The 24,486-nt window shown below is 61.6% G+C and carries 21 protein-coding genes and 1 pseudogene; 9 read left to right on the forward strand and 13 right to left on the reverse strand.

Translation table 11 applies throughout. The features are described 5' to 3' along the window. Positions 1–44: 44 nt before the first annotated feature. Complete coding sequence (oadA, locus tag ONG87_RS20855; RefSeq protein ID WP_264381969.1) at positions 45–1,868, reverse strand: sodium-extruding oxaloacetate decarboxylase subunit alpha; 1,824 nt, start codon at positions 1,866–1,868, stop codon at positions 45–47. Between the two features lie 11 nt (positions 1,869–1,879). After that, positions 1,880–3,295, reverse strand: a complete 1,416-nt coding sequence (locus ONG87_RS20860) for an acetyl-CoA carboxylase biotin carboxylase subunit (RefSeq protein WP_122480004.1) — start codon at positions 3,293–3,295, stop codon at positions 1,880–1,882. Between the two features lie 188 nt (positions 3,296–3,483). Here ONG87_RS20860 and ONG87_RS20865 point away from each other — a divergent pair, with 188 nt between their 5' ends. Then, complete coding sequence (locus ONG87_RS20865; RefSeq protein ID WP_264381970.1) at positions 3,484–4,446, forward strand: LysR family transcriptional regulator; 963 nt, start codon at positions 3,484–3,486, stop codon at positions 4,444–4,446. On the opposite strand, the gene ONG87_RS20870 is transcribed toward ONG87_RS20865, so the two are convergent. The 3 genes and pseudogenes from ONG87_RS20870 to ONG87_RS20880 all read right to left on the reverse strand — a co-directional run. Beyond that, on the reverse strand, positions 4,388–4,603 hold the full coding sequence (locus ONG87_RS20870) for a PA3496 family putative envelope integrity protein (RefSeq protein WP_192059308.1): 216 nt from the start codon (positions 4,601–4,603) through the stop codon (positions 4,388–4,390). The two genes, ONG87_RS20865 and ONG87_RS20870, sit on opposite strands and share 59 nt — an antisense overlap. Positions 4,604–4,702: 99 nt before the next feature. Further along, complete coding sequence (hexR, locus tag ONG87_RS20875; RefSeq protein WP_122480007.1) at positions 4,703–5,578, reverse strand: transcriptional regulator HexR; 876 nt, start codon at positions 5,576–5,578, stop codon at positions 4,703–4,705. Between the two features lie 234 nt (positions 5,579–5,812). Further along, positions 5,813–7,321, reverse strand: a pseudogene (locus ONG87_RS20880) (PAS domain-containing protein); the annotation flags it as partial. A 154-nt stretch (positions 7,322–7,475) separates the two neighbouring features. On the opposite strand from ONG87_RS20880, the gene uvrD reads away from it, so the two are divergent. The 3 genes from uvrD (at position 7,476) to ONG87_RS20895 (ending at position 11,230) form a co-directional block, all read left to right on the forward strand. After that, entirely contained in the window at positions 7,476–9,659 is a 2,184-nt protein-coding gene (gene uvrD, locus ONG87_RS20885) for a DNA helicase II (RefSeq protein ID WP_122480009.1), read from the forward strand. Between the two features lie 191 nt (positions 9,660–9,850). After that, positions 9,851–10,705: a Tim44 domain-containing protein gene (locus ONG87_RS20890; RefSeq protein WP_122480010.1), complete on the forward strand. Its 855-nt coding sequence runs from the start codon at positions 9,851–9,853 to the stop codon at positions 10,703–10,705. A gap of 117 nt (positions 10,706–10,822) precedes the next feature. Next, positions 10,823–11,230, forward strand: coding sequence for an SMI1/KNR4 family protein (locus ONG87_RS20895; protein WP_122480011.1), 408 nt, complete (start codon positions 10,823–10,825; stop codon positions 11,228–11,230). Positions 11,231–11,331: 101 nt separating this feature from the next. Here the strand turns inward: ONG87_RS20895 and ONG87_RS20900 are convergent, their stop codons facing one another. Then, positions 11,332–13,086, reverse strand: coding sequence for a cation:proton antiporter (locus tag ONG87_RS20900; protein WP_264382887.1), 1,755 nt, complete (start codon positions 13,084–13,086; stop codon positions 11,332–11,334). Between the two features lie 251 nt (positions 13,087–13,337). On the opposite strand from ONG87_RS20900, the gene ONG87_RS20905 reads away from it, so the two are divergent. Further along, entirely contained in the window at positions 13,338–13,823 is a 486-nt protein-coding gene (locus tag ONG87_RS20905) for an acyl-CoA thioesterase (RefSeq protein ID WP_264381971.1), read from the forward strand. Here ONG87_RS20905 and pdxY read toward each other — a convergent pair. Further along, a complete protein-coding gene (pdxY, locus tag ONG87_RS20910) occupies positions 13,820–14,686 on the reverse strand; it encodes a pyridoxal kinase PdxY (protein ID WP_192137815.1) in 867 nt (288 codons plus the stop codon). The two genes, ONG87_RS20905 and pdxY, sit on opposite strands and share 4 nt — an antisense overlap. Positions 14,687–14,803: 117 nt before the next feature. Between pdxY and ONG87_RS20915 the strand changes: the two genes are divergently transcribed. Continuing rightward, positions 14,804–15,193: a DUF3301 domain-containing protein gene (locus tag ONG87_RS20915; RefSeq protein ID WP_192137814.1), complete on the forward strand. Its 390-nt coding sequence runs from the start codon at positions 14,804–14,806 to the stop codon at positions 15,191–15,193. A gap of 6 nt (positions 15,194–15,199) precedes the next feature. Here the strand turns inward: ONG87_RS20915 and ONG87_RS20920 are convergent, their stop codons facing one another. Continuing rightward, on the reverse strand, positions 15,200–16,165 hold the full coding sequence (locus ONG87_RS20920) for a GTP-binding protein (protein WP_264381972.1): 966 nt from the start codon (positions 16,163–16,165) through the stop codon (positions 15,200–15,202). A gap of 26 nt (positions 16,166–16,191) precedes the next feature. Here ONG87_RS20920 and ONG87_RS20925 point away from each other — a divergent pair, with 26 nt between their 5' ends. Continuing rightward, positions 16,192–16,542 carry an NADH:ubiquinone oxidoreductase gene (locus ONG87_RS20925; RefSeq protein ID WP_192176239.1) on the forward strand — a complete coding sequence of 117 codons (351 nt, stop codon included), beginning with the start codon at positions 16,192–16,194 and terminating at the stop codon, positions 16,540–16,542. Between the two features lie 10 nt (positions 16,543–16,552). On the opposite strand, the gene zigA is transcribed toward ONG87_RS20925, so the two are convergent. Together zigA and ONG87_RS20935 are read right to left on the reverse strand one after the other, a co-directional pair. Then, positions 16,553–17,764 carry a zinc metallochaperone GTPase ZigA gene (gene zigA, locus ONG87_RS20930; protein ID WP_264381973.1) on the reverse strand — a complete coding sequence of 404 codons (1,212 nt, stop codon included), beginning with the start codon at positions 17,762–17,764 and terminating at the stop codon, positions 16,553–16,555. A 156-nt stretch (positions 17,765–17,920) separates the two neighbouring features. Beyond that, a complete protein-coding gene (locus ONG87_RS20935; protein ID WP_122480018.1) occupies positions 17,921–18,448 on the reverse strand; it encodes a DUF3617 domain-containing protein in 528 nt (175 codons plus the stop codon). Between the two features lie 147 nt (positions 18,449–18,595). On the opposite strand from ONG87_RS20935, the gene cls reads away from it, so the two are divergent. Together cls and ONG87_RS20945 are read left to right on the forward strand one after the other, a co-directional pair. After that, positions 18,596–20,035 (forward strand): cardiolipin synthase, encoded by a 1,440-nt coding sequence (gene cls / locus ONG87_RS20940; RefSeq protein ID WP_264381974.1) that lies wholly within the window; start codon positions 18,596–18,598, stop codon positions 20,033–20,035. A gap of 125 nt (positions 20,036–20,160) precedes the next feature. Further along, the gene (locus ONG87_RS20945; protein ID WP_192059296.1) at positions 20,161–21,447 is read left to right on the forward strand and encodes an acyltransferase; all 1,287 of its coding nucleotides are present in this window, start codon (positions 20,161–20,163) and stop codon (positions 21,445–21,447) included. 162 nt (positions 21,448–21,609) lie between these two features. On the opposite strand, the gene ONG87_RS20950 is transcribed toward ONG87_RS20945, so the two are convergent. The 3 genes from ONG87_RS20950 to ONG87_RS20960 all read right to left on the reverse strand — a co-directional run bounded on the left by ONG87_RS20950 (position 21,610) and on the right by ONG87_RS20960 (position 24,458). Beyond that, entirely contained in the window at positions 21,610–22,167 is a 558-nt protein-coding gene (locus ONG87_RS20950) for a HutD family protein (protein ID WP_163007642.1), read from the reverse strand. Positions 22,168–22,233: 66 nt separating this feature from the next. Then, positions 22,234–23,037 (reverse strand): N-formylglutamate deformylase, encoded by an 804-nt coding sequence (gene hutG / locus ONG87_RS20955; protein ID WP_122480022.1) that lies wholly within the window; start codon positions 23,035–23,037, stop codon positions 22,234–22,236. Beyond that, on the reverse strand, positions 23,034–24,458 hold the full coding sequence (locus ONG87_RS20960) for a formimidoylglutamate deiminase (protein WP_264381975.1): 1,425 nt from the start codon (positions 24,456–24,458) through the stop codon (positions 23,034–23,036). The genes hutG and ONG87_RS20960 overlap by 4 nt, the downstream gene beginning before the upstream one ends. Positions 24,459–24,486: the final 28 nt, after the last annotated feature.

Consider the following 24,486-nt stretch of genomic DNA (forward strand, 5'->3'; position numbering starts at 1 on the left):
AAGGGGGCCACCCGGCCCCCAGAGGAAAACCTTGAAACCTGAGATCAGCCCTCGATCTCGATCAGTATCTCGCCGGGGTTCACGCGGTCGCCCTTGGCCACGTGGATCGCCGTGACCTTGCCTGCCACACCGGCCTGGACCTCGGTTTCCATCTTCATCGCCTCGGTGATCAACAGCGCCTGGCCGGCCTTGACCGAGTCACCCAGCTTGACCAGCACATCGACGATATTGCCGGGCATGGCGGTGCTGACATGGCCGGGTTCGCTGGCCTGCTTGCGTTTGCCGATACCGCTGCCGACGAACTCGTTCAACGGCTCGAACACCACCTCTTCAGGCATGCCGTCGATGGACAGGTAGAAGTGCCGCTTGCCTTCGGCCTTGACCCCGACACCGGTGATGTCGACTCGATAGCTCTCGCCGTGCACATCGATGACGAATTCGGTCGGTACCCCTTCACCGCTGCGCGCAACCTGCGCTCCGGCCTCGGGGATCGGCAGCAACATCTCGGGCACCAGCGTGCCGGCGGCACGCTCTTCGAGGAACTTGCGCCCGATGTCGGGGAACATCGCAAACGTCAGTACATCCTCCTCCGACTGGGCCAGCTCGCCGATGTCCTTGCGCAGCTTGTCCATCTCCGGCTTGAGCAGGTCGGCGGGACGTACGTCGATGACCTCCTCGCTGCCGATCGCCTGGCGCCGCAGTTGTTCGTTGACCTTGCCCGGCGCCTGGCCATAGCCGCCTTGCAGGTACAACTTCACTTCGTTGGTGATGGTCTTGTAGCGCTCGCCGGCCAACACGTTGAAGAATGCCTGGGTACCGACGATCTGCGAGGTGGGCGTGACCAGTGGCGGGAAGCCGAGGTCTTCGCGCACCTTGGGGATCTCGGCCAGCACCTCGTTCATACGGTTCAGCGCGCCCTGCTCCTTGAGCTGGTTGGCCAAATTGGAAATCATCCCGCCCGGCACCTGGTTGACCTGCACACGGGTATCGACCGCGGTGAATTCGCTTTCGAACTGGTGGTACTTCTTGCGCACGGCGTAGAAATACAGGCCGATTTCCTGCAGCAGTTCCAGGCTCAGGCCGGTATCGAATTCGCTGCCCTTGAGCGCCGCGACCATCGACTCGGTGCCCGGATGGCTGGTGCCCCAGGCGAAGCTCGAGATGGCGGTGTCGATGTGATCGGCGCCATTTTCCACGGCCTTGAGCTGGCACATCGCGGCCAGGCCTGCCGTGTCGTGGCTGTGGATGAACACCGGCAGCGACTGCTCGGCCTTCAACGCCCTGACCAGTTCGCCGGTCGCATAAGGCGTCAGCAAGCCCGCCATGTCCTTGATCGCCACCGAGTCGCAGCCCATGGCTTCCATCTGTTTGGCCTGGGCCACGAACGCGGCCACGGTATGCACCGGGCTGGTGGTATAGGCGATGGTGCCCTGGGCGTGTTTGCCGGCTGCCTTCACGGCCTCGATGGCCACGCGCAGGTTCCGCACGTCGTTCATGGCATCGAAGATGCGAAACACGTCGATACCGTTGTCGGCCGCCTTGGCCACGAAGGCCCGCACCACGTCATCGCTGTAATGCCGGTAGCCGAGCAGGTTCTGCCCGCGCAGGAGCATCTGCAGACGCGTGTTCGGCAGCGCCTCGCGCAGCTTGCGCAGGCGTTCCCACGGGTCTTCCTTGAGGAAGCGCACGCAAGCATCGAAGGTGGCGCCGCCCCATACTTCCAGCGACCAGTAGCCCACCCGGTCGAGCTTGTCGCAGATAGGCAGCATGTCTTCGGTGCGCATGCGCGTTGCCAGCAAGGACTGGTGGGCGTCGCGCAGGATGGTGTCGGTAACGAATATTCGCTTGGAAACAGGCGTATTGGACATTGTTGTGTTCCTCACAGGCCGGCGTGGGCGGCGATGGCGGCGGCGATGGCCAGGGCCAGCTCTTCGGGTTTGCGCTTGATCGAGTACTGGGTCAGCTCAGGGTGGCTGTCGACGAAACTGGTGTTGAACTGGCCACTGCGAAACTCGGGGTTGCGCAGGATTTCCTGGTAGTACGCCGCGGTGGTCTTGATGCCTTGCAGGCGCATGTCATCCAGCGCACGCAGGCCGCGGTCCATGGCCTCTTCCCAGGTCAGCGCCCAGACCACCAGCTTCAGGCACATGGAATCGTAGAACGGCGGAATGGTGTAGCCGGTATAGATCGCCGTGTCGGTGCGTACGCCCGGCCCACCAGGCGCGTAGTAGCGGGTGATCTTGCCGAAGCTGGGCAGGAAATTGTTCTTCGGATCCTCGGCATTGATGCGGAACTGCAGGGCAAAGCCGCGGTGCACGATGTCTTCCTGCTTTACCGAAAGGGCCAGCCCCGAGGCGATGCGGATCTGCTCACGGACGATGTCGATGCCGGTGATTTCCTCGGTGATGGTGTGTTCGACCTGCACCCGGGTGTTCATCTCCATGAAATACACCTCGCCCTCGGCGAGCAGGAATTCCACGGTGCCGGCGTTCTCGTAACCCACCGCCTTGGCCGCTCGCACCGACAGGTCGCCGATGTAGGCGCGCTGCTCGGGGGTCAGCTGCGGGCTGGGCGCGATCTCGATGAGCTTCTGGTTACGCCGCTGAATCGAGCAGTCGCGCTCGAACAGGTGCACCACATTGCCGAAGCTGTCACCCAGAATCTGTGCTTCGATGTGCTTGGGATTGACGATGCATTTTTCCAGGAACACTTCGGCCGAACCGAAAGCCTTGGTCGCTTCGGAAATCACCCGCGGGAACGCCTGCTCCAGCTCCTCGCGGCTGTTGCAGCGACGAATGCCGCGCCCGCCGCCACCGGAAGTGGCCTTGAGCATGACCGGATAGCCGATGCGTTCGCCCTCCTCCAGCGCTTCGCGGATGTCGGCCACGTTGCCCTCGGTGCCGGGCGTGACCGGCACGCCCGCCTTGATCATGCTGCGCCGGGCTTCGGTCTTGTCACCCATGCGGCGGATGACTTCGGCAGACGGGCCGATGAACTTCACCCCTCGCTCGGCGCAGATATCCGCCAGCTCGGCGTTCTCGGAAAGAAAGCCATAGCCCGGGTGCAAGGCATCGCAGCCGGTTTCCACCGCCAGGTTCACCAGCTTGCGTGGGTTCAGGTAACCGGCCAGGGGCTCGGCACCGATGCTGTGGGCTTCGTCGGCGCGCTTGACGTGCAGCGCGTGGCGATCGGCTTCGGAGTAGATCGCGACCGAACGAATGCCCATTTCGGCGCAGGCTCGTACGATACGTACGGCAATCTCACCTCGGTTGGCGATCAGGATCTTTTTTATCACTTGGAATTTCCTCGACCGATGAATCCATTCGGGTCGGTGCGTGGCCGACCCTTTGGGTAACCAGTTGTTTCCTGGTCGCCCCTGCAAGCTAGCGCGGCATGAGGATTAATAAAAATAAATCTTTGTTGGGTTACATATTAGTAAAAGCTTATATTTGAGGAACTGCCCACCGCACATCGGATTGAGAAATGCGTAAGTCATTGATGCGCCTGACGTTGCGTCAGCTGCAAGTGTTCAACGAAGTATGCGACCTGCGCTCCTACAGCCGCGCGGCGGAAGAAATGTCGCTGACTCAACCGGCAGTCAGCTTGCAGATTCGTCAGCTGGAAGAGCTGGTGGGCCAGCCATTATTCGACTATGTGGGCAAGAAGCTCTACCTGACCGAGGCAGCGCAAGCGCTGCAGGCCGCCAGCCGGGATATCTTCGGCCGCCTGGAAAACCTCGACATGCAGCTGTCCGACCTGCAGGGCTCGCTGCAGGGGCAACTCAAGCTGGCGGTCGAATCCAGTGCCAAATATTTCACGCCACACCTGTTCGCCGCCTTCCGCACGCTGCATCCGGAAGTCAATCTGCAGCTCACGGTGGTCAACCGTGCGCAGGTCATTCGCCGTTTGAGTGACAACCGCGACGACGTGACCATCATGTCGATGGTGCCGCAGGACATGGGGCTGGACTTCATGCCCTTCCTCAACAATCCGATCGTGGCGGTGGCTCCGCCCGAGCACCCGCTGTGCCAGCAGGAACGGGTGAACCTGCAGGAGCTGCAAGCCTATACGTTGCTGGTACGCGAACAGGGTTCGGGCACACGACGAGCGTGCGAGGAATATTTCAAGGAGAAGCGCGTGCATTTTGCGCAGACGCTGGAAGTGTCTTCCGCCGAGGCTCAGCGCGAATGCGTGATCGCGGGGCTGGGGCTGGCACTGCTGACACGCCACGCCGTCGCCAGGGAGTTATCCACAGGTACCTTGTGCGAATTGCGTGTGGAAGAGCTGCCGTTGCAGCGCAGTTGGTGCGTGGTGCAGGCCAAGGCACGGCGTCAGTCGCCGGTGGCGTTGGCCTTTGCCGCATTCATCCGCGCCGAACGTGCACAGATCACGGCGCTGGTCGAGCGCTTTGCCGGGAACCCGTCGATGCCGCCTGCCAGTAATTGAGCTCGGCATCGTCGCCGATTTCCTGGAGCAAACGACGCTGCTCGGAATAGCTCTCGATCGCGCGGCGAAACTCCATGCGGCGCTGATCTTCCTGCTGACGCTTGGTACGGGTCGCGCTGTTGCCCTGCGGTTGCGAGCCATCGAAGTAACGAGCCATTGCGTGTCTCCCAGTTCGAGTTCGGGAGTACAGGGTGGCGTGGCTATGTGAAGGTTTGGCGACGAGGCGGTGAACATCGGGTTAAACCGCAGCGGTCGCTCAGTCCTCGTGAGCCTCGTGGGCCTTCAACGACTTGGGCGACAGGCGCAGGCTGCGCAGACTGCGCTTGACGCTCTTCAGGTGATTGACCAGGTCTGGGCCGCGGGCCATTGCCACGCCCATGGCCAGTACGTCGATCACCACCAGGTGGGCGATGCGGGAGGCCAGCGGGGTGTAGATCTCGGTGTCTTCATGCACGTCGACCGCCAGGTTGACCGTCGCCAGTTCCGCCAGCGGCGTCTGCCCCGGGCACAGCGAAATCAGGGTGGCGCCGGTTTCACGCACCAGGTTGGCGGTGATCAGCAGGTCCTTCGAGCGCCCGGATTGGGAGATGCACACGGCCACGTCGGTCGGCTTCAGTGTCACTGCCGACATGGCCTGCATGTGCGGGTCCGAGTAAGCCGCCGCCGTCAGCAGCAGACGGAAGAACTTGTGCTGGGCATCGGCGGCCACTGCGCCGGATGCGCCGAAACCATAGAACTCGACGCGCTGTGCGGTAACCATGGCGCTGATCGCCCGCTGCAGGGCTTCGGGGTCGAGCTTCTCGCGCACCTCCATCAGAGTATGCAGGGTGGTGTCGAAGATCTTCAGGCTGTAGTCGGCCACCGAGTCGTCTTCGTGGATGGCGAACTGACCGAAACTCGCCCCCGCCGCCAGGCTTTGCGCCAGCTTGAGTTTGAGGTCCTGGAAACCGGTGCAGCCGATCGCCCGGCAGAAACGCACGATGGTCGGCTCGCTGATGCCCACGCTGTGCGCCAGGTCGGCCATGGAGCTGTGCATCACCGCCGCAGGGTCCAGCAGCACATGCTCGGCAACCTTGAGTTCGGATTTGCGCAGCAGGTGGCGAGACTGGTCGATGTGTTGCAGCAGGTTCAAGGGACAGCTTCCGCTAAAGGGGTCGAAGGGCCGGGATGTAGCTAGTCTGCAGTTATACTACAGGCCTCTGTGATCGCCCAGTTAAACGTCTCAGCAAGGATGATCGGCCGCCAAATCCGGCCCTTTGCGAATGTCATCGGTACCCATGAGTCTCACCTGCGCGTACCCCGGCCCAGGCTAGGGGTGGTCACCGGTACGCGCCGACACGTCGGTGACCAGAACGATGGTCTGGTGAACTTCACCTCGGGCATTTCGCACGCCGATCAGTTGTAGCCATTGACCATACTGCTCCCCATTCAGTCGCGTCTCGGTCAGCGCTCCCTGCCATGAACCCTCGACGTCCATGGCATGCCGAATCGACGCCTTGCACCTGCGCGCATCGCGACTGCAAGGCAGTTGCCACCAGGATCGCCCGCAGAGTTGATCCGCAGCCAGCCCGGTAATACGGCTGAATGCCGGATTCGACGTCAGTACTTTGCAATGAGCGTCGAGCACCAGGATGCCCTCGTTGGAATGGTCGAACACCAACCCCGCCAGCTCCAGCTGGCCGCTCAGGGCGATGTCGCGGCTGGCGTCGCGGCGGGTGCCGACCATGCGCAGGACACTGCCATCCGCCGCACGCTCCACGGCCCGACCGTGGTCTTCGATCCACAACCAGTGGCCTTCATGGTGGCGGATCCGGTACTGCACCAGGTAGTCGTCGCTGCGACCCTTGAGGTGGTCGATCATGGCGCGCTTCACCCGCGGCACGTCCTCCGGGTGCATGCGCGGGCGCAGTTGCTTGAGCATTGCCTGCATGAATTCCGGCTCCAGGCCGAACAGCTCCTTGAGTTGGGTGTGGTAGACCTCGTCTGTGCTCAGGTTCCAGTCCCACAGGCCCAAACCGCTCGCCTCCAACGCCAGGGCCAGACGCTGCTCGCTCTTGCCCAGCGCCTGGTTGGCCTGATCCAGTTCACGACTGCGCTGCTGCACGCGATTTTCCAGCTCCGCATGGGCCTGAGCCAATTGCTGCTGGGCCTCGCGGCGCTGGCCAACTTCGGTGGTCAGGGCCTGGTTCAGGCGCTCGCTGCGGCTTTGCGCCAACTGCAGGGTCTCGATCAGCTCCTGGTTGCGAAAGCGCCGCAACAGGCTGCGGTTGGTCAGGCGATTGACCTGCCAGGCGACCACCAGCAATGCCCCCAGGAAAATCAGCCCGAACCAGCCCCAGCCGCGCTGGGCGCCGTCGTTCCATACGAACAGGTAGGCGGTGGGCGGCAGCAGGCACGGCAAGGTATAGGCAAGAAAGGCCGGCAGGCTGACGGCGTAGGCCACGCTGGCCGACAGCGTCGCCGCGCCGAGCAGGCCGAACACCCAGGCCTGTTGGATGAGGTTGTCTTCGGACACCAGCATGATGGCCGCCGCCGCCAGGGTCGCGCCGCTGACGGCCGAGCCGAAGATGAACATGCGCCGCCAGTGGGCCTGGGCCTGCCGGTCCGGCATGGCCGCATCGAACGCCGCCACCTGGATGACCCGTCCGGCCACCAGCAGCAACAGCCACAACAACCCGATGCTGACCCCCAGGTAATGCTGCGGAGTCCATAGCAGCCAGGCGCACAGGCCGCCGTTGAGCAGCATCAGCAAGGTCGGCAGCAACGAGCCCTGGTACAGCAGGCGCGTGCGCTCGGCGGCCAGTTGCGCGGCGTAGCGCTCCTGCAGGGCCTGCTGCTCCAGGGGCGAGTCCAGCGGGTTGAGGTTCGGCGTCATGGGCAATGTGCTTGTCGTGAGGTGCCATCCGTCGAGCCAGAATACACAAGCACAGGCGGCGCACTTGCACCTTATGTCCGACTCTGCAGGTATTTATCCAAAGACGCGCAACTCTTGTTTGCCCCAACTCCATCGCGCACCCTAAAATGCCCGGATGCGCGATGACCTCTCCCTTCTGCTGAACTCCCTCAACGATGCCCAACGCCAGGCCGTAGCGGCCTCCGTCGGCCGTCAGTTGGTCCTGGCCGGTGCTGGTTCCGGTAAAACCCGAGTGCTGGTGCACCGTATCGCCTGGCTGATCCAGGTCGAAAACGCCTCGCCGCACTCGCTGCTGTCGGTGACGTTCACCAACAAGGCGGCCGCCGAGATGCGCCAGCGCATCGAGCAGCTGATGGGCATCAACCCGGCCGGCATGTGGGTCGGCACCTTCCACGGCCTGGCCCATCGCCTGCTGCGCGCGCACTGGCAGGAAGCTGGCCTGAACCAGAACTTCCAGATTCTCGACAGCGACGACCAGCAACGCCTGGTCAAGCGGGTCATGCGCGAGCTGGGCCTGGACGAGCAGAAGTGGCCCGTGCGCCAGGCGCAGTGGTTCATCAACGGGCAGAAGGACGAGGGCTTGCGTCCGCAGCACATCCAGCCCGGTGGCGACCTGTTCCTGGCGACCATGCGCTCGATCTACGAAGCGTACGAGGCGGCCTGCGCGCGGGCGGGGGTGATCGACTTCTCCGAACTGCTGCTGCGCGCCCTCGACCTGTGGCGCGACAACCCTGGCCTGCTGGCGCACTATCAGCGCCGTTTCCGCCATGTGCTGGTCGACGAGTTCCAGGACACCAACGCCGTGCAGTACGCCTGGCTGCGGTTGCTGGCACAAGGTGGCGACAGCTTGATGGTGGTAGGCGACGACGACCAGTCGATCTACGGCTGGCGCGGCGCCAAGATCGAAAACATTCACCAGTATTCCGCTGACTTCCCTGATTCGCAGCTGATTCGTCTGGAACAGAACTACCGCTCCACCGCCGGCATCCTCAAGGCCGCCAACGCCCTGATCGCCAACAACAGCGGGCGTCTGGGCAAGGAGCTGTGGACCGATGGCGGCGATGGCGAGCCGATCAGCCTGTACGCCGCGTTCAACGAACACGACGAGGCGCGCTATGTGGTCGAAACCATCGAGAGCGCGCTCAAGACCGGCCTGGCGCGCAGCGACATCGCCATTCTCTACCGTTCCAACGCCCAGTCGCGGGTGCTGGAAGAGGCGCTGTTGCGCGAGCGTATCCCTTATCGCATCTATGGCGGGCAGCGCTTCTTCGAACGCGCCGAAATCAAGAACGCCATGGCGTACCTGCGCCTGCTCGAAGGGCGCGGCAACGATGCCGCCCTGGAGCGGGTGATCAACGTCCCGCCACGCGGCCTGGGCGAGAAGACCGTCGAAGCCATCCGTCAGCATGCCCGTCATGCCGAAGTGTCGATGTGGGAAGCCGGCCGCCAACTGGTGGCCAACAAGGGCCTGACCGGGCGCGCCGCCAATGCCCTGGGCGCGTTCATCGAGCTGATCGAGAACCTCGCCGCCAAGGTCATGCAGATGCCGTTGCACCTGATGACCCAGACGGTCATCGAGCAGTCCGGCCTGATCATCTACCACCAGGAAGAAAAGGGCGAAAAAGGCCAGGCACGGGTGGAAAACCTCGAGGAACTGGTCAGCGCTGCGCGCAACTTCGAAAACGGCGAGGCAGAAGCCGACCTGACGCCGCTGGCGGCATTCTTGGGCCATGCCTCGCTCGAGGCCGGCGACACCCAGGCCGAGGAGCACGAGGACAGCGTGCAGCTGATGACCCTGCACAGCGCCAAGGGCCTGGAGTTTCCCTACGTGTTCCTGGTGGGCATGGAAGAAGGCCTGTTCCCGCACAAGATGAGCCTGGAAGAGCCTGGCCGTCTCGAGGAAGAGCGGCGCCTGGCCTATGTCGGCATCACCCGGGCCATGCAGCAGCTGGTCATGACCTACGCCGAAACGCGCCGCCTCTACGGCAGCGAGACCTACAACAAGGTGTCGCGCTTCGTGCGCGAGGTGCCCGCCGGGCTGATCCAGGAAGTGCGCCTGTCCAACAGCGTGAGTCGTCCTTTCGGCGGTGGCCAGGCGCAGAACTCGAGCAGCCTGTTCGGTGCGGCCAATATTCCGGAAACCCAGTTCAACCTGGGCCAGCGCGTGCAGCACTCTGTGTTTGGCGAAGGCGTGATCCTCAACTTCGAAGGCTCCGGCGCGCAGGCGCGAGTGCAGGTCAACTTCGCCGAGGGCAGCAAGTGGTTGATGCTGGGGTACGCGAAGCTCGAGCCAGTGTAGCCACTGGCTGCAGGGCTTTGTCGCGGTGCCCGGCGGCCGCGAAAAAGCCGACACGGCCTTTCCAAGGAGCAACGAATTTTCCTACGCCGTGCTTCGCATTTACGCAAAAGCTCGAAACATGTTGTCACTAGCTATGTACAGCACACCTGTGCAACATGACTCGCGTGCAATCCACCTAACGGAATGAACCTATGCAACGTTTTCTCAGCATGGCCCTGGCCCTGTGCATCGGCCTGACCATGAGCCTCGATGCCAGTGCCAAACGCTTCGGCGGCGGCAAGAGCATGGGCGCAGCCCCGACTCACCAGACTCGCCAGGCCGCGCCCACCACTCCAGGTGCCGCAGCAGCCGTCCCAGGCCGTGCAGCCCCAGCCGCCAGCGGTGCCTCGCGCTGGTTGGGCCCTCTGGCCGGCCTCGCCGCCGGTGGCCTGCTGGCGTCCATGTTCATGGGCGATGGCTTCCAGGGCATGCAGATCTTCGACTTCCTGATCATGGCGGTCATCGCCTTCCTGATCTTCCGCTTCATCGCCGCTCGCCGTCGCAAGCAGCAGCAGGGCCCGCAAATGGCCGGCGCCGGTGCTCCGTACCAGCGTGAAGCGATCGACCAGGCACCTGCCCAACCGTCGATCTTCGGTGGCGCCAGCGGTGCTTCCGCAGCCCGTCCGGTGATCAACGCGCCGGCCTGGTTCAACGAAGAAAGCTTCCTGAACGCAGCCCGCAGCCACTTCCAGTCGCTGCAGCAGCACTGGGACGCGAACGAGATGGACAAGATCGCCGAGTTCGTCACGCCGCAGATGCTGCAATCGTTGAAGCAGGAACGTGCCGAGCTGGGTGATGGCTTCCAGTCCACCTATATCGACGATCTGCAAGTGCAGCTGGAAGGTGTCGATGACCGCGCCGAGAAAACCATCGCTACCCTGACATTCGTCGGCGTATCGAAGACCTCGCGCTTCGACAAGGGCGAACCCTTCAGCGAAAGCTGGAACATGGAACGCGCCCAGGGCGAAAATCAGCCTTGGCTGGTCGCGGGTATCCGCCAGAACTGATACACGTCACGCTTTGCAAAGCCCCGGCCCTGGTCGGGGTTTTTGCATTTTGAACGTTGCATCCATTTCCAGCTAAGGTATAAACCGCAGCGCGTATTCTGGTCAGAGGAAAACATCGTGGAAGAAGTGATCGAGCAGCTCCGAGAAGCCAACGAACCGGTACCGGTTCCCCTGGAACTGCCAGACGAAGACCTGCTGGTCGAGATCGAAGAGCAGTTGTTCATCAATATTCCGTTCGTCTTCAAGGAGTATCTGCTCACCGTCAGCGACGTCGTGTATGGCAGCCTGGAACCGGTCACCGTGACCGACCCGCAATCGCATACGTATCTGCCGGAGGTCGCCGCCAGCGCCTGGGACATCGGCGTACCACGCGAGCTGATCCCGATCTGTCAGGACGGCGAGGACTACTACTGTGTCGAAGAAGACGGCACCGTGGTGCTGTGGTCGGGCGAAGAAGAGCTGGTAACCGAAGAAAGCTGGGAGTCGGTCTGGCACTGGGTGCGAGACGTCTGGCTGGAAAGCTGATCGGTAGAGGCAGGTGTGACCTTTTCACAGCTCGACGGCGCGCCGCCAACCCTGTGGGAGCGGGTTCTACCCGCGAAAAGGCCAAACCTGCCTACCCAAATTCAATGCTCGACGTTGTTATCCAGGGTTTCCAGTAAAGCCACCTGCATCCGCGTATGCACGCGAATGAACCAGCGCCACAACACGGCCACCACTGCTGCTGCAACCACCGCAATCAACAGCAGTAATTCCATGGTCGGCAATATGCTCGCCGACAGTGCCGCCAGCAGCACGAAAATCACCAGCAGCGACAGCAGCGGAATGACTTCGGCGATGACGCGCCGCACCCGCTGGGTATGCCTGCCAGCCATTTCCGGCTTCACGCCCATTTCCGCCAGCAGCATCGACAGTGCCTTGAGCTTGCGATAGGCGGCGATCAAAAACGGCAGCGACAGCAGCAAGGCTGCGCCCCAGATCAACGCCTTCTGCCCGCCGGGCTCGGCCACCCAAGTCGTCAGGTGACCGCCGATACGTTCGGCAAAATAGGCGCCAGCCAGAAAGATACCGATCACCAGCGCCAGGTTGACCCCTACCTGCAGGAGGATCTTGCGGATCATCGATGCCAGCATGGCGCCCTGCCCGCGCGGCTGGATGCTGCGCAGCCATTCCCCGTACATGCCCAGCACGCGTGCGACACGTTGCGGCACGATAGCGCCGAGGCGATGCGACAAGGGATCGGCTGCCCGGATCAGGTACGGCGTGGACAGCGTCGTCAGCACCGACACGGCCACGGCAACGGGATAGAGAAAATCGCTGGTGACCTGCAGGGTCATGCCCAGCGCGGCGATGATGAACGAGAACTCGCCGATCTGCGACAAGCCCATGCCCACCCGCAGCGATGTCTTGCCATCGTTGCCGGCAATGAACGCGCCCAGCCCGCAAGAGACGATCTTGCCGAGCACCACGGCCAAGGTGATGACTGCAATCGGCCAGGCATAGTCGAGCAGGATGGCGGGGTCGAGCATGAGGCCGATGGCGACGAAGAAGATCGCGCTGAACATGTCGCGGATGGGTTCGATCAGACGCTCGATCTTCAGCAATTGCCGCGACTCGGCCATGATCGCCCCGATCAGGAAAGCCCCGAGCACCATGCTGTATTCAAGCTTGACCACCAGCAGGCAAAAGCCGAAGCACAGGCCCAGCACGGTCACCAGCAGCATCTCGTTGCTTTCGAAGGTGGCCACATAGGCCAGCAGTCGGGGCACCACCAGGATGCCCACGACCAGGGCAATGACCATGAACAGCGAGAGCTTGCCGACCGTCGAGAAAACCTCGCCCGAACTGACCGCGCCGCTGACGGCAATCCCCGACAGCAGGGCGATGATACCGATACCTAGAATATCCTCGACGATCAACACGCCGAAGATCAACTGGGCGAAGCGCTCGTTTTTCATCTTCAGGTCGTTGAGCGCCTTGACGATGATGGTGGTCGAGGAGATTGCCAGGATAGCCCCGAGGAACAGCGAGTCCATGGTGCCCCAATCGAACCAGCGGCCGATTTCGTAGCCGATCCAGATCATCAGCACGATTTCCAGGAACGCAGCGATGAAGGCCGTGGCACCGACCTTGAACAGTTTGCGCAGGCTGAATTCCAGGCCCAGGCTGAACATCAGAAAGATCACGCCCAGTTCGGCCAGGGTCTTGATGGTGTCTTCGTCGTGGATCAAGCCGAACGGCGGCGTATGGGGGCCGATGATGAAGCCGGCAACGATGTAGCCCAGCACCACGGGTTGCCGTAGCCGGTGAAACAGAATCGTCACCACGCCGGCTACCAGCATGATCACCGCCAGGTCCTGGATAAAACTGATGGCATGCACGGTGATAGCCTCCATTGCTATTCAGAATTGCTGTACCAATTGTTTCAGAAAGGCAGATTAACACCGGCCATTGCAGGCGAACGTCGGTGCAATATGCGGAAACAGATCGCCGCTATGCCCTGCGTAATGGCACGATAGACGTGACGGCGCCCGTCCGTTCGGCGTCCGCTTCTGGATGCAAGCCTTTGAAAGCGGCAAACGCCAATATAGGCGACGCCCCTGCACTTCTGCCAACCAACCGTGAGTTCACTATGGAACCTGGAAACGCCCAGCTGTCGATGACGGTGCTGATGACCCCCGACATGGCCAATTTTTCCGGCAATGTGCACGGAGGAACCCTGCTCAAATACCTCGACGAAGTGGCTTACGCCTGCGCCAGCCGCTATGCCGGCCGGTATGTGGTGACCTTGTCGGTGGATCAGGTGATCTTCCGCGAGCCGGTGCATGTCGGCGAACTGGTGACGTTCCTGGCTTCGGTCAATTACACCGGCAATACTTCGATGGAAGTGGGCATCAAGGTGGTCACCGAGAACATCCGCGAACGCTCCGTGCGCCACACCAACAGCTGTTTCTTCACCATGGTGGCAGTGGATGACCAGCGCAAGCCGGCCAGCGTACCGCCCCTGCAGCCGCAGGATGCCGAAGGCTCGCGGCGCTTCATCCAGGCACAGCAACGTCGACAGATTCGCCAGGAGCTGGAAAAGCGCTACCGCGATCTCAAGGACGAGCCGATTTAAAGCGCCACGGCGTCGAAACGCAGGCGCGGGTGCACGATGCGGTCCTGGGCACGTACCAGTTCCAGCTCGTAGCTGGCACAGGCCTGGGTTTCCAGCAGTACTTCATGCACCGCCGCCGCAGTGAATTCGAAAGCGGCCAGCCAATCATCGCCCAGCAGCAGCCGGGCGAGGAACAAGCCACTGGTCAGGTCACCCACACCGACCGGTTGGCGCGGAAACGCCAGCAGCGGACGACGCAGGTGCCAGCTGCCCGCGGCAGTGACCAGAAGCATTTCGAAGTCTTCGGCCGATTTGCCCGGATAGGCCAGGTGCTTGACCAGCACCGCCTTGGGCCCGCGCGCCAGCAACGCCCGCGCCATGGCCACGCAGTCCGGCAGGGATTGGGCCTTGCGCCCGCTGAAGCTGTCGAGCTCCAGCTGGTTGGGACACAGTACGTCGGCAGCGGCAACGGCTTCATCGAGCAGAAAGTCGCTGACCTCGGCCGGCACCACGCAGCCTTTTTCCGCATGCCCCATCACCGGGTCGCACAGATACAGGGCCTTGGGATTGGCCGCCTTGACCCGACGTACCACGCCCAGGATCGCTCGCCCCTGCGCGGCGCTGCCCAGATAGCCACTGAGCACGGCATCGCAGTTGCCCAATTCGCCAATCGTCGCAATCCCTTCGACCAGTGCGGGAATGTGTTGCGGCGCCAACACTTCTCCCGTCCACTGGCCATACTGAGTGTGATTGGAAAACTGCACCGTATTCAGTGGCCAGACCTTGACCCCCACCCGCTGCATCGGAAAAACCGCCGCGCTGTTGCCGGCGTGGCCGAACACGACATGGGACTGGATGGCGAGCAGGTGTGGTGTACGTTTCATGCAAGGATTCCGGACCGGTGACAGGACTTCATGGCGCGCAGTATCGCGCGAAATGCAGCCTGTACGACAGACCGGAGACACAGTTAAGCTGCGAGCAACCGGTTGGAGCGCACTTCGATGTTGACCCTTGGCAATATGTTCATCCTGATGTTGATGGCCGCAGGTGCGGCTTGGCTGTGGCACAACCATGGCCTGCGTGAAAAAGCCCTGGCGCGGGTCAAGCAGCATTGCAGCAAGCTCGATCTGGAACTGCTCGACGACAACGTGGCCTTCAAGCGTTTTTCCTGGCTGGCCGATGCCAACGGCCGCAAGCGTCTGGCGCGTGTGTACAACTTCGAATTCACGGTGACCGGCGAGCAGCGCCATGCAGGCATCGCCACCCAATTCGGGCCACACGCGGTGCAGATCGAGCTGGCGCCCTACCCGTTCGAAGTGAAAACCGCGACCAGTGCCGAAGTCATCGAGATGAGTCAGTGGCGTCAGGAACACAAGCGCTGGCGTCCCTGAGCGACGTCAGCGCTGCGATGGGTCGTACACGCGTGCCTGCTGCAAGTGGTCCTGAAGAGCGGCTGCGTCCTGCGGCGTATCGAATATCAGCTCCAAACGTGAATCACGACGCCATTCACTGGTTTTCCACTGTACCGACTGCCCCGCCAGCAGGTTGCTCGAAAACCATCCATTCGGGCTGTGGATAACCAGCTTGGCCCGTCGCCAAGACCAAGTGGCCAATGCGCGCTCCACTGTTGGCAAATCGAACTGCGTTCGGGCTTGCCATCGCCAGCCGATGCTCCAGCCATCGCGGTGATCCTGCACCTGGCATTGCGGCTGGGACTTATCCACCCAGATTTCGCCCATGGCTTGCGGGAGCTTCCTCAGCCTGTCCACAACCAGTGGCGCTGAATTATCCACAAGGGGCAATTGCTCGAATCGCACCTGATCGACATCGAGCCACAGCAGTCGGTCTGTGGGTAACCCTGAAGTTATGCACACTTCTGGCGTCGGCTTTGCCTTGTTCATGATCAACAAGCCTGCCACTTCAGCGGCTTCGCGCTGTGCAGCTGGCAGCGCGACGCCTTTCGCAAGGGTCAGCGCGTCGAGCACCATCACCAGCGGTTGCACCGCCAGAACGCCGCGCCAGGGCGCTTCGCTCAGTTGCGAAAGGATCTGCAACGGATGCCCCAGGCCCGAGGGTTCGATGAACAGGCGATCCGGCCGGGCTTTGCGCAGCAGGCGGCCCAGGCCGATCTGAAACGGCGCACCGTTCACGCAGCACAGACATCCTCCGGCGATTTCGCCGATTGCGATACCATCATCGGTGGTGGCAAGCAGCGCGGCGTCGATGCCCACCAGGCCGAATTCGTTGATCAGCACGGCCCAACGCTGGTTTGTCGGCTTGCACGCCAGCAGACGACGAATCAGGCTGGTCTTGCCGGCGCCCAAGGGGCCTGCGATGACATGGGTGGGGATGTTCTGCAGCATGGTCGGATATCTATGGAGGTTGAGCGATGCGTGTGTGGGGTTTGCTGGGGCTGCTGGCCAGTACCCAGGTGTGGGCCGAGGCCTGCGTGGTGCACAGCCAGGCAGAACGGGTAAGCGTCGAAGTGTGCCAGCAGAATCGCACTATACCGCCGAAGCTGTTCAAGGAAGGTTTTTGTCGACCCAACCTGCCGGGGCAGCAGGTCGAAGTGCAATTCCTGGCGCAGTGCCCACAAGGCGCCTACGGCATCTGCCGCGGCGCTCGGGTCGAGCGCATGCCCTATGAACAGGACATCCACTACTACGGTGTGGCGAGCGACGCCGCCTACCTCAAGCCGTTCTGCGAACAGAACAGTCAGGGACAATGGATCTTGCCCTGAGCAATCTGGATCACGCGTGCTGGCCTTGATCGTGCCACTCGCCGAACGGATCCGGCCAGTGCACCCAGGCCTGTGCGCCCTGGGCCAGTTCCTCATCATCCAGCAGACACTGGTCCAGGGCGTGGCCTAACGCTGCGAAATCCATGTTCTGCCCGATGAATACCAGCTCCTGGCGGCAGTCTCCGGTGTCGGCGTGCCACGTCTGCTGGATGGCAGCCACACTCTCGGCCTCCTGCGGCCATTGCGTTTGCGGCACGAAACGCCACCAGCGGCCAGCGAAGCCATAGCGCATCAACCCACCCGCCTGGGACCAGCTTCCTGCTTCCTGGGGTTTGCTGGCGAGCCAGAAAAAGCCTTTGGAGCGCAGCAGCCGACCATTGGTCCAGGGTTTGTCGATGAAGTCATGGAAGCGCTGTGGGTGGAACGGACGCCGGGCGCGGTAGGCCGTGGATGCAATGCCGTATTCTGCGGTTTCCGCAACATGCTCACCCCTGAGCACCTTCAGCCAGCCTGGCGCTTGCGCTGCGCGCTCGAAATCGAACAGCCCGGTGTCCAGAATACGTGCCAGCGGCACCTGCCCCATGACCATGGGCATGACCTGCGCGCTGGGGTTGAGTGTGTGCAGTACTGCCATCAGCTCGGTGCGTTCAGCCTGACTGATCAGGTCGATCTTGCTGACGAGGATGACGTCGGCAAATTCCACCTGTTCCACCAACAGATCAGTGATGGCTCGCTCGTCGTCCTCTCCCAGAGTTTCGCCGCGCGTCGCCAGGCTTTCCGCTGCCTGATAGTCGAGCAGGAAATTGACCCCGTCGACCACCGTGACCATGGTGTCGAGCCGGGCCAGATCGGCCAGGCTCTGGCCGTGCTCGTCGCGGAAGGTAAAAGTCTCGGCCACCGGCAGCGGCTCGGAGATGCCCGTCGATTCGATCAGCAGGTAATCGAAACGCCCCTCGGCGGCCAGCTTGGCCACTTCTTCGAGCAGGTCTTCGCGCAGCGTGCAGCAGATGCAGCCATTGCTCATTTCGACCAGTCTTTCTTCGGCCCGGTTGAGGCTGACGTTACGCTGCACTTCACTGCCGTCGATGTTGATCTCGCTCATGTCGTTGACGATCACGGCAACGCGCAGATCTTCCCGGTTGCGCAGGATGTGATTGAGCAACGTGCTCTTGCCGGCCCCCAGGAAGCCGGACAGCACGGTGACGGGTAAACGGTTGGGCATGACGGACCTCATCGGTGACGAATGCAAAGAACACTGCATCGCTTATGTTGTTATAACATAACATATAAGTCACCGCTTGCCTGGTCTCGTGGTGCTTTTTGCGGCAAGTGCATGATCGAGAAACGCGTGTTCCACGTGGAACACGCATTGCAGCTATCAGGTGCGAGGCTTCACTGACCCACAGTTATTTCCCAACCAAACGGCGCGAGTGTTCATGCTGCCCTTCTGCGCGACGCCGGAGGCATTGAACGTGCCGTTGACCGTGGTAAGAAACTCTCTATCGCTGAGAAACTGGGCTTGTCCGGTCCCCTGGGCCTTGGGGCAACTGAACTGAAATTTCCAGACATTGCCATTGCGCTCAGTGATCTTCTGCGTGCAGCCGGACTTTGCATCTTGCAACGGAATGTCGTTGGTCTTCACCTGTTCAGGCGTCAGGCACGAGCGAATGCCATTGCCGCCCACCGTAATGCCCTGGTTGGCAAGCACGCCTTCCATCATTGCCCTTTGCTCGGGTGGAAGCATCTTCAGCTGGCCCAGCATCACCTGCATGTCAGGCAGCGGCTTGCCATCGACTTGCATGTTACTGGTGGTCATTTCCCATAGGCCCGGCTGGAGCATCTGCGCCTGTGCCCCGGTTGCCGAAAGGCCCACTACCAATGCAGCCATCGGCCATTTAAATCTCATCTGATTCCACTCCTCAAGAACGTTGGGAAAAGTGCGGGCATGGGTCTTTGACGTCGAAACGGGTGCCGAGTTGCGCGGTAATAAAAACGCGACAACCGCCACTGAACGTGGTCTGTTTAGCACAGCGCATCAAGGAGCCGCCGTGCAATGGATTATCACAGTCCGATTTTTTTTGGGTATCTATTTGGCCTGCTGCACGTGTTGGGCATCGCTGCCGCCGTTCATGCAGTTCTTACCGTACGCACCGCGCAGGGTTCGATTGCTTGGGCCTTATCGCTGTTGTTCATTCCCTACCTCACGTTGATCCCCTACCTGGTGTTTGGCCGCAGCACGTTCGACGCATACATCAAGGCCCGTCGGCATGCCAACAAGGAGATGCACACCGCGATCGCCGACATGGATTGGCGCCCCTGGATAGAGGAAGCGCTTGCCGCACGCAAATCCACGTCATATGCCTCACTCCGGGCCATGCCCAAACTTGGCCGGATGCCATGCCTGGCCAACAATCGGGTCGGTCTGCTGATCAATGGACACGCCACCTTCGATGCCATCTTTGCAGCCATCCGCGAAGCCCGGCGAGCGATACTGGTGCAGTTCTTCATCATCCACGACGATCATATCGGCCGGCAGCTGCAAGGCTTGCTGCTGCAAAAGGCCTCCGAGGGGGTCGAGGTCTACGTGCTTTACGACCGAGTGGGGAGCCACGCCCTGCCCCGCGAATACGTCGAGCGGCTGCGCGAGGGTGGCGTCAATGTGAAAGCATTCGCTACCCAGAGCGGCTGGTTGAACAGGTTCCAGGTCAATTTCCGCAACCATCGCAAGATCGTCGTGGTGGACGGAGTAAAAGGCTTCATCGGTGGCCATAACGTCGGCGACGAATACCTGGGCGGCAACCCCAAGCTCTCGCCTTGGCGCGATACCCATGTGAGCATCAGCGGGCCGGTGATCGCCTGCCTGCAAGAGTCGTTTGCCGAAGACTGGTTCTGGGCAGCACGGGAATTGCCACCCTTGATCCTCCCCGAAGCGTATGAGGAAGACGGCGTGTTGTGCCAAGTGCTGGCCAGTGGCCCGGCCGACCCCTATGAAACCTGCTCGTTGTTTTTCGTTGAGTCGATCCACGCCGCCAATGACAGGGTCTGGATCACAACCCCCTATTTCATACCGGATGAGGCCGTCTTTGCCGCACTTCGCTTGGCGGTACTGCGCGGTGTCGATGTCCGTATCCTGCTGCCGTCTCGCCCGGATCACAAAGTGGTGTATGCCGCATCCAGCCTGTTCGCGTTCGAAGCAGTACGCGCCGGGGTGAAAATGTATCGCTACGGCCCGGGCTTTCTGCATCAGAAAGTGGTGCTGGTTGACGATGAAATCACGGCAATCGGCAGTGCCAATATGGACAACCGCTCGTTTCGTTTGAACTTCGAAATCATGTTGCTGACCGTCGATAAGGCATTCACCAGCGAAGTGGAACAGATGTTGCTCGATGATTTCGCCCAGTCACGAGAAATAGATGTCCGTGATAGCAAAGAGACACATCGTTTGGAAAAGCTCGGTATGCGAGTGGCGCGCTTGATTTCGCCTATCCTGTAGCGCGCAGTAGGCGAATTTGTCAGCTGATCGGCAACGAAGCCTGCCTTTAGACATATAAGGAAACATTGGAAACGCTTCGTGTACCATGAGCGGGCTTCGATATTACTAAAGGGAAGTGGACCTGCATGAACGCAGAGAAAGAGAGATTCATCGGTTTGGAATGGCTGCGGTTTTTCCTGGGCGTGTATCTGGTGATGTTCCACACGCTGCCGTTCTACGAGGAATACACACAGCTGAGTGGGTTGGTGGAATTCACCGAATTGGGTTTCTTTGCCACAAGCAGCTTTTTTGCGTTGTCCGGTTTTCTCCTCGCGCACGTCTACCTCGACGGTAACAAACTGCGGGAGCCGCCGGTCTCCTTCATGACCAAACGATTTGCCAACCTCTATCCGATCCACATATTCGGCCTCGCCAGCTGCGTGGTTCTGATATCGCTGACAGGCCTGTTCGACAGCAACACTGACCTGAGTGTGGCGTATCGTTCCGATGACCTGCTCAAGCGTACCGCGCCCGAGCTGCTCAAATACAAACTCAGCGATTTCCAGATAGCCGTGAATGCTGTGCTGCAGGTTACCCTGCTGCAGGCCTGGAACCCGGTTTACCTGGCCTACAACGGCCCGCTGTGGTCGATCTCGGCGCTGTTCTTCTTCTACCTGACATTCCCCTGGTTTGCGCCACGCCTGGCAGCCGCCAAACATAAGGTAGGGTTGCTGCTGATCATCTGGGCCGCCTGCCTGATCCCTCCATTGCTGGTGGTCCTCAATGAAGACTACAGCTCGATCTGGATTGGCTTCCTGCACCACTTCCCGTTGCTGCGGCTGCCGGTCTTTTTAGCAGGCATCGTCGCCTACCTGCTGTTTCGCGATTATCGGCTGATGGGTACCGGCCTGCGCGGGCCTCGCAAATTGATGGCGGTGATTGCCCTGGGGTTCGGTGTGGCGATCGCCGCCGAGGTCAACTGGCGAGGCGAGAGCCATTGGTATGTGCTGCTGCACAATGGCTTGCTGCTGCCGATGGTGCTCAGCGTCATCATCCTGTGCGCCATGGCCTCGAGTGCGCAAAGCGAGCGGCATATCAAATGGGCCCGCCGTCTGGGCGCCGCGTCACTGCCGATGTTCGCCCTGCACACGCCGATCTTCATCGTCTTCCGTCGCTTGGAAATGCTGGCGAACATCGACGTGAACCTGTGCTTCACCAACGCGGCGGCGTGCGTGGCAGAGGCCAAGGGGCATCCATTGTCGCTGACTTATTACCCGCTGCTGCTGCTGGCGTGCATCATTCTGTGCGTGATCTTTCAGGAGCAGATTGGCAACCGTACGCGACAGTGGCTGTTGCAGGGTCCGTTGAGTCGCTGGGTGGTGAAGAGCAAGCGTGAGACGTCGGGCAACACCAACGCCCTGCGCGCAGCCTGAACATCGGGTGACTGTCCTTGCAGTTCAGGCGCTGGCTTGACCTGCGAGGGACCCAGGCGCCGTTCCTAGCCCTGTACAGACTTCCAAAGGGCAAGCTGCAAAGGCTGATGTTGCAGGCACTGGACAGTTCGCCCGACAAGGTGGACATCCAGCTGCTGCGGTTCAGCCCACCCTGTCCAACTCAACCACGCACACCTGCGCGTCCGTACCCTCCAGGCTGTAACGCTGGCGCCGGCCGCTTGCGTTGGTGCAGCGCAACGTTGCTCGCGAGCTTAACTCGTGTCTGCGTCCATCACTCGCGTCGGTCACCTGGACGGCATCTGAAGAGGCGTTGAAGAAGAGCACCTCGGCCGCCACCGAGCTCAACACCACCACCGGATGGCAATCCACCCAGCGCAACGATGCCTGAATCCGATCGTGACGGTAGATCAGGTTGAAGTCCTCGATGGGTGAACCCAGCAACCGACACCGTACCTTCGCCCCACCGTCGAAACTCATAGGCTGGATGGGACCCAGCGCCCTGCTCTCCACCCCGTTCACTTCCAACACCATGCCATCGCCGTGCAGCACGGTGATGATCCGGCTATAACCGGCGAACACGGAGAAGGGTCCGTCGGCGCTGATCTGGGCAATCGACAGGCGCCAGTCATACCCGCTGTCATCGACGGAGCGCTGCCGGACAATTTCCAGGGTACTGCCGCCGCCGTTCTTCCACGGCATGGACGCGTAATCTTCGGGGCGGTATACGTGCGCATCGGTCATCGGAATCTGGCTACCAAAGGAATGTCAGGCAGGCTTGAACGCCATGAATCGCTCGATCAGTGCACGCAGTACCGGCTGGAGAGTCTCGACCTTGTCTGCTTGCAACCCATAGGGGGCGGTTTCCTGCATGTAGGCTCGCTGCGCCAGCTCCAGCTGTACGGCGTGAACCCCTTGGGCCGGGTGGCCGTACTGGCGAGTGATGTAGCCGCCTTTGAAGCGGCCATTGAGTACCGCCGGCAACTGCGGAGCCAACCGCTCGGTCACGGCGAGCAGCTGCTCCCCGATGCCGGCTGCGCAGGCGCTGCCGTTGGCGGTGCCGAAGTTGAACACTGGTAACTGGCCTTCGAACAGGTGCGGGATGACCGAGCGGATCGAGTGCGCGTCCCACAGCAGCGCGTAGCCATGGATCGCCTTGATTCGCTCCAATTGCTGCTGCAACGCTCGATGGTACGGCTGCCAGTAATGCTCCAAGCGCTGTGCGATTTGCGCATCGTCTGGTTCGTGCCCCGGCTGGTACAGCGGTACGTCGTCGAATGTCGTCAGCGGGCATAGCCCGGTGGTGTTCTGGCCCGGATACAGGCTGGCGCCATCGGCAGGCCGGTTCAGGTCGATCACGTAGCGCGAAAATCGTGGACGCAACGTCGACGCGCCCAGAGCGGCAGCGAAGTCGTACAACTCATGAATATGCCAATCGGTGTCATCCACCGCCTGGCCGACCAGGCTGTAATGCGCTTTCAGCTCGTCCGGCAGCAAGGTGCCGACGTGAGGCATGGATATCAGCAAAGGGCCGACGCCCTGATGCAGCTCGAAGGTAGGTTCCCGACTCATAGCGTATGCTCCAGTAAATCGGCCAGGGTGGCGCGGTAGCCTTGCAGGGCCTGCACTTGCAGGGCGTGCTGGCCGTCATCGATGACCTGCCTGCCGCCGACGAAGACGTCGCGTACCAGATTGTTGCCGTGCTCGCAAAACACCAGCGAGGACAACAGCTGGGCTGGATGGGCCGGGGCGATATTGACGGCGTCGGAATCGATGACGACCAGGTCGGCACGCTGCCCCACCATCAGCCCGGCTACCGAGCGGCCGGTCGCCTGGGCCCCGCCCTTGACCGCCTGATCGAACAGGCGATCCGCCACCACCGGCGCGTCGGGGCTGGCCAGCACATTGCGCCGACGGTGCAACAGGCGCTGGCCGTATTCCAGCAGGCGTAGCTCGGCCCAGGGGTTGACGGCTACGTTGCTGTCCGAACCGATACCCCAACGGCCCTTGTCTGCCAGAAACCGCTGAGCGTCGAACAATCCATCGCCAAGATTGGCTTCGGTGCTCGGGCATAGCCCTACGGTGGCACCACTGCGCGCCAACGCTGCGTATTCAGCGTCGTCCATGTGGGTGGCGTGCACCAGGCACCAACGCGGGTCCAAGGGTTGGCGGTCCAACAGCCACTGCACCGGTCGCTGGCCGAGGATTGCCTCGCATTCCTCAACCTCGCGGGTCTGCTCGGCAATATGGATATGCACGGGCGCGCGCGGATCGTCGGCATCCAGGCCATCCATCAGTCTCGACAGGGACGCTTCGCTCACGGCACGTAACGAATGCGGTGCCACGCCATAACGCCGATTGCCGTTCTGCGGCATGGCTTTTTGCAGGTGCTGACGCAGCTCCAGAATCCACTCCGGTGAATTGATGAAACGACGTTGGTGCGGCAAGGGTTCTGCCTGGCCTAGCCCACCGTATTGGTAAAGCACCGGAAGCAGGGTCATGCCGATGCCTACTTCTTCGGCCGCCCGCACCACGCGCAGGGACAATTCGGCGGGGTTCGCGTAGGGCTGGCCGTCAGCGCCGTGGTGCACGTAATGAAACTCGCACACCGAGGTGTACCCGGCCTTGAGCATTTCGATGTACAGGTGCCGACCGATGGCCTGCAAGTGCCGAGGCTGCAGGCGCTGGGCAAATCGATACATCAGGGTACGCCAGCTCCAGAAGGAGTCGGCGGGGTCGCCCAGGGTTTCGGTCAAGCCGGCCATGGCGCGCTGGAACGTGTGGGAGTGCAGGTTGGGCATGCCACTGATCACCGGGCCACGCGCCACCGGCGTGCCAGCCAAGGGCACGGCATCGCAGGCCACGGTGGTCAGATCGCCAGCGGCGTTCCAGCTCAGCAGTACATTGCGCTGCCAGCCACCAGGCAGCAAGGCGCTGTGGGCAAACAGACTGCCATGAGCTTGGCTGGCAACTGAATTGATTGGTATATCCACAAAAACCTCTGGGCAGTGGCGCAAGCGC

It is taken from the genome of Pseudomonas sp. MM227 (genome assembly GCF_947090715.1).
GTDB lineage: Bacteria > Pseudomonadota > Gammaproteobacteria > Pseudomonadales > Pseudomonadaceae > Aquipseudomonas > Aquipseudomonas baltica.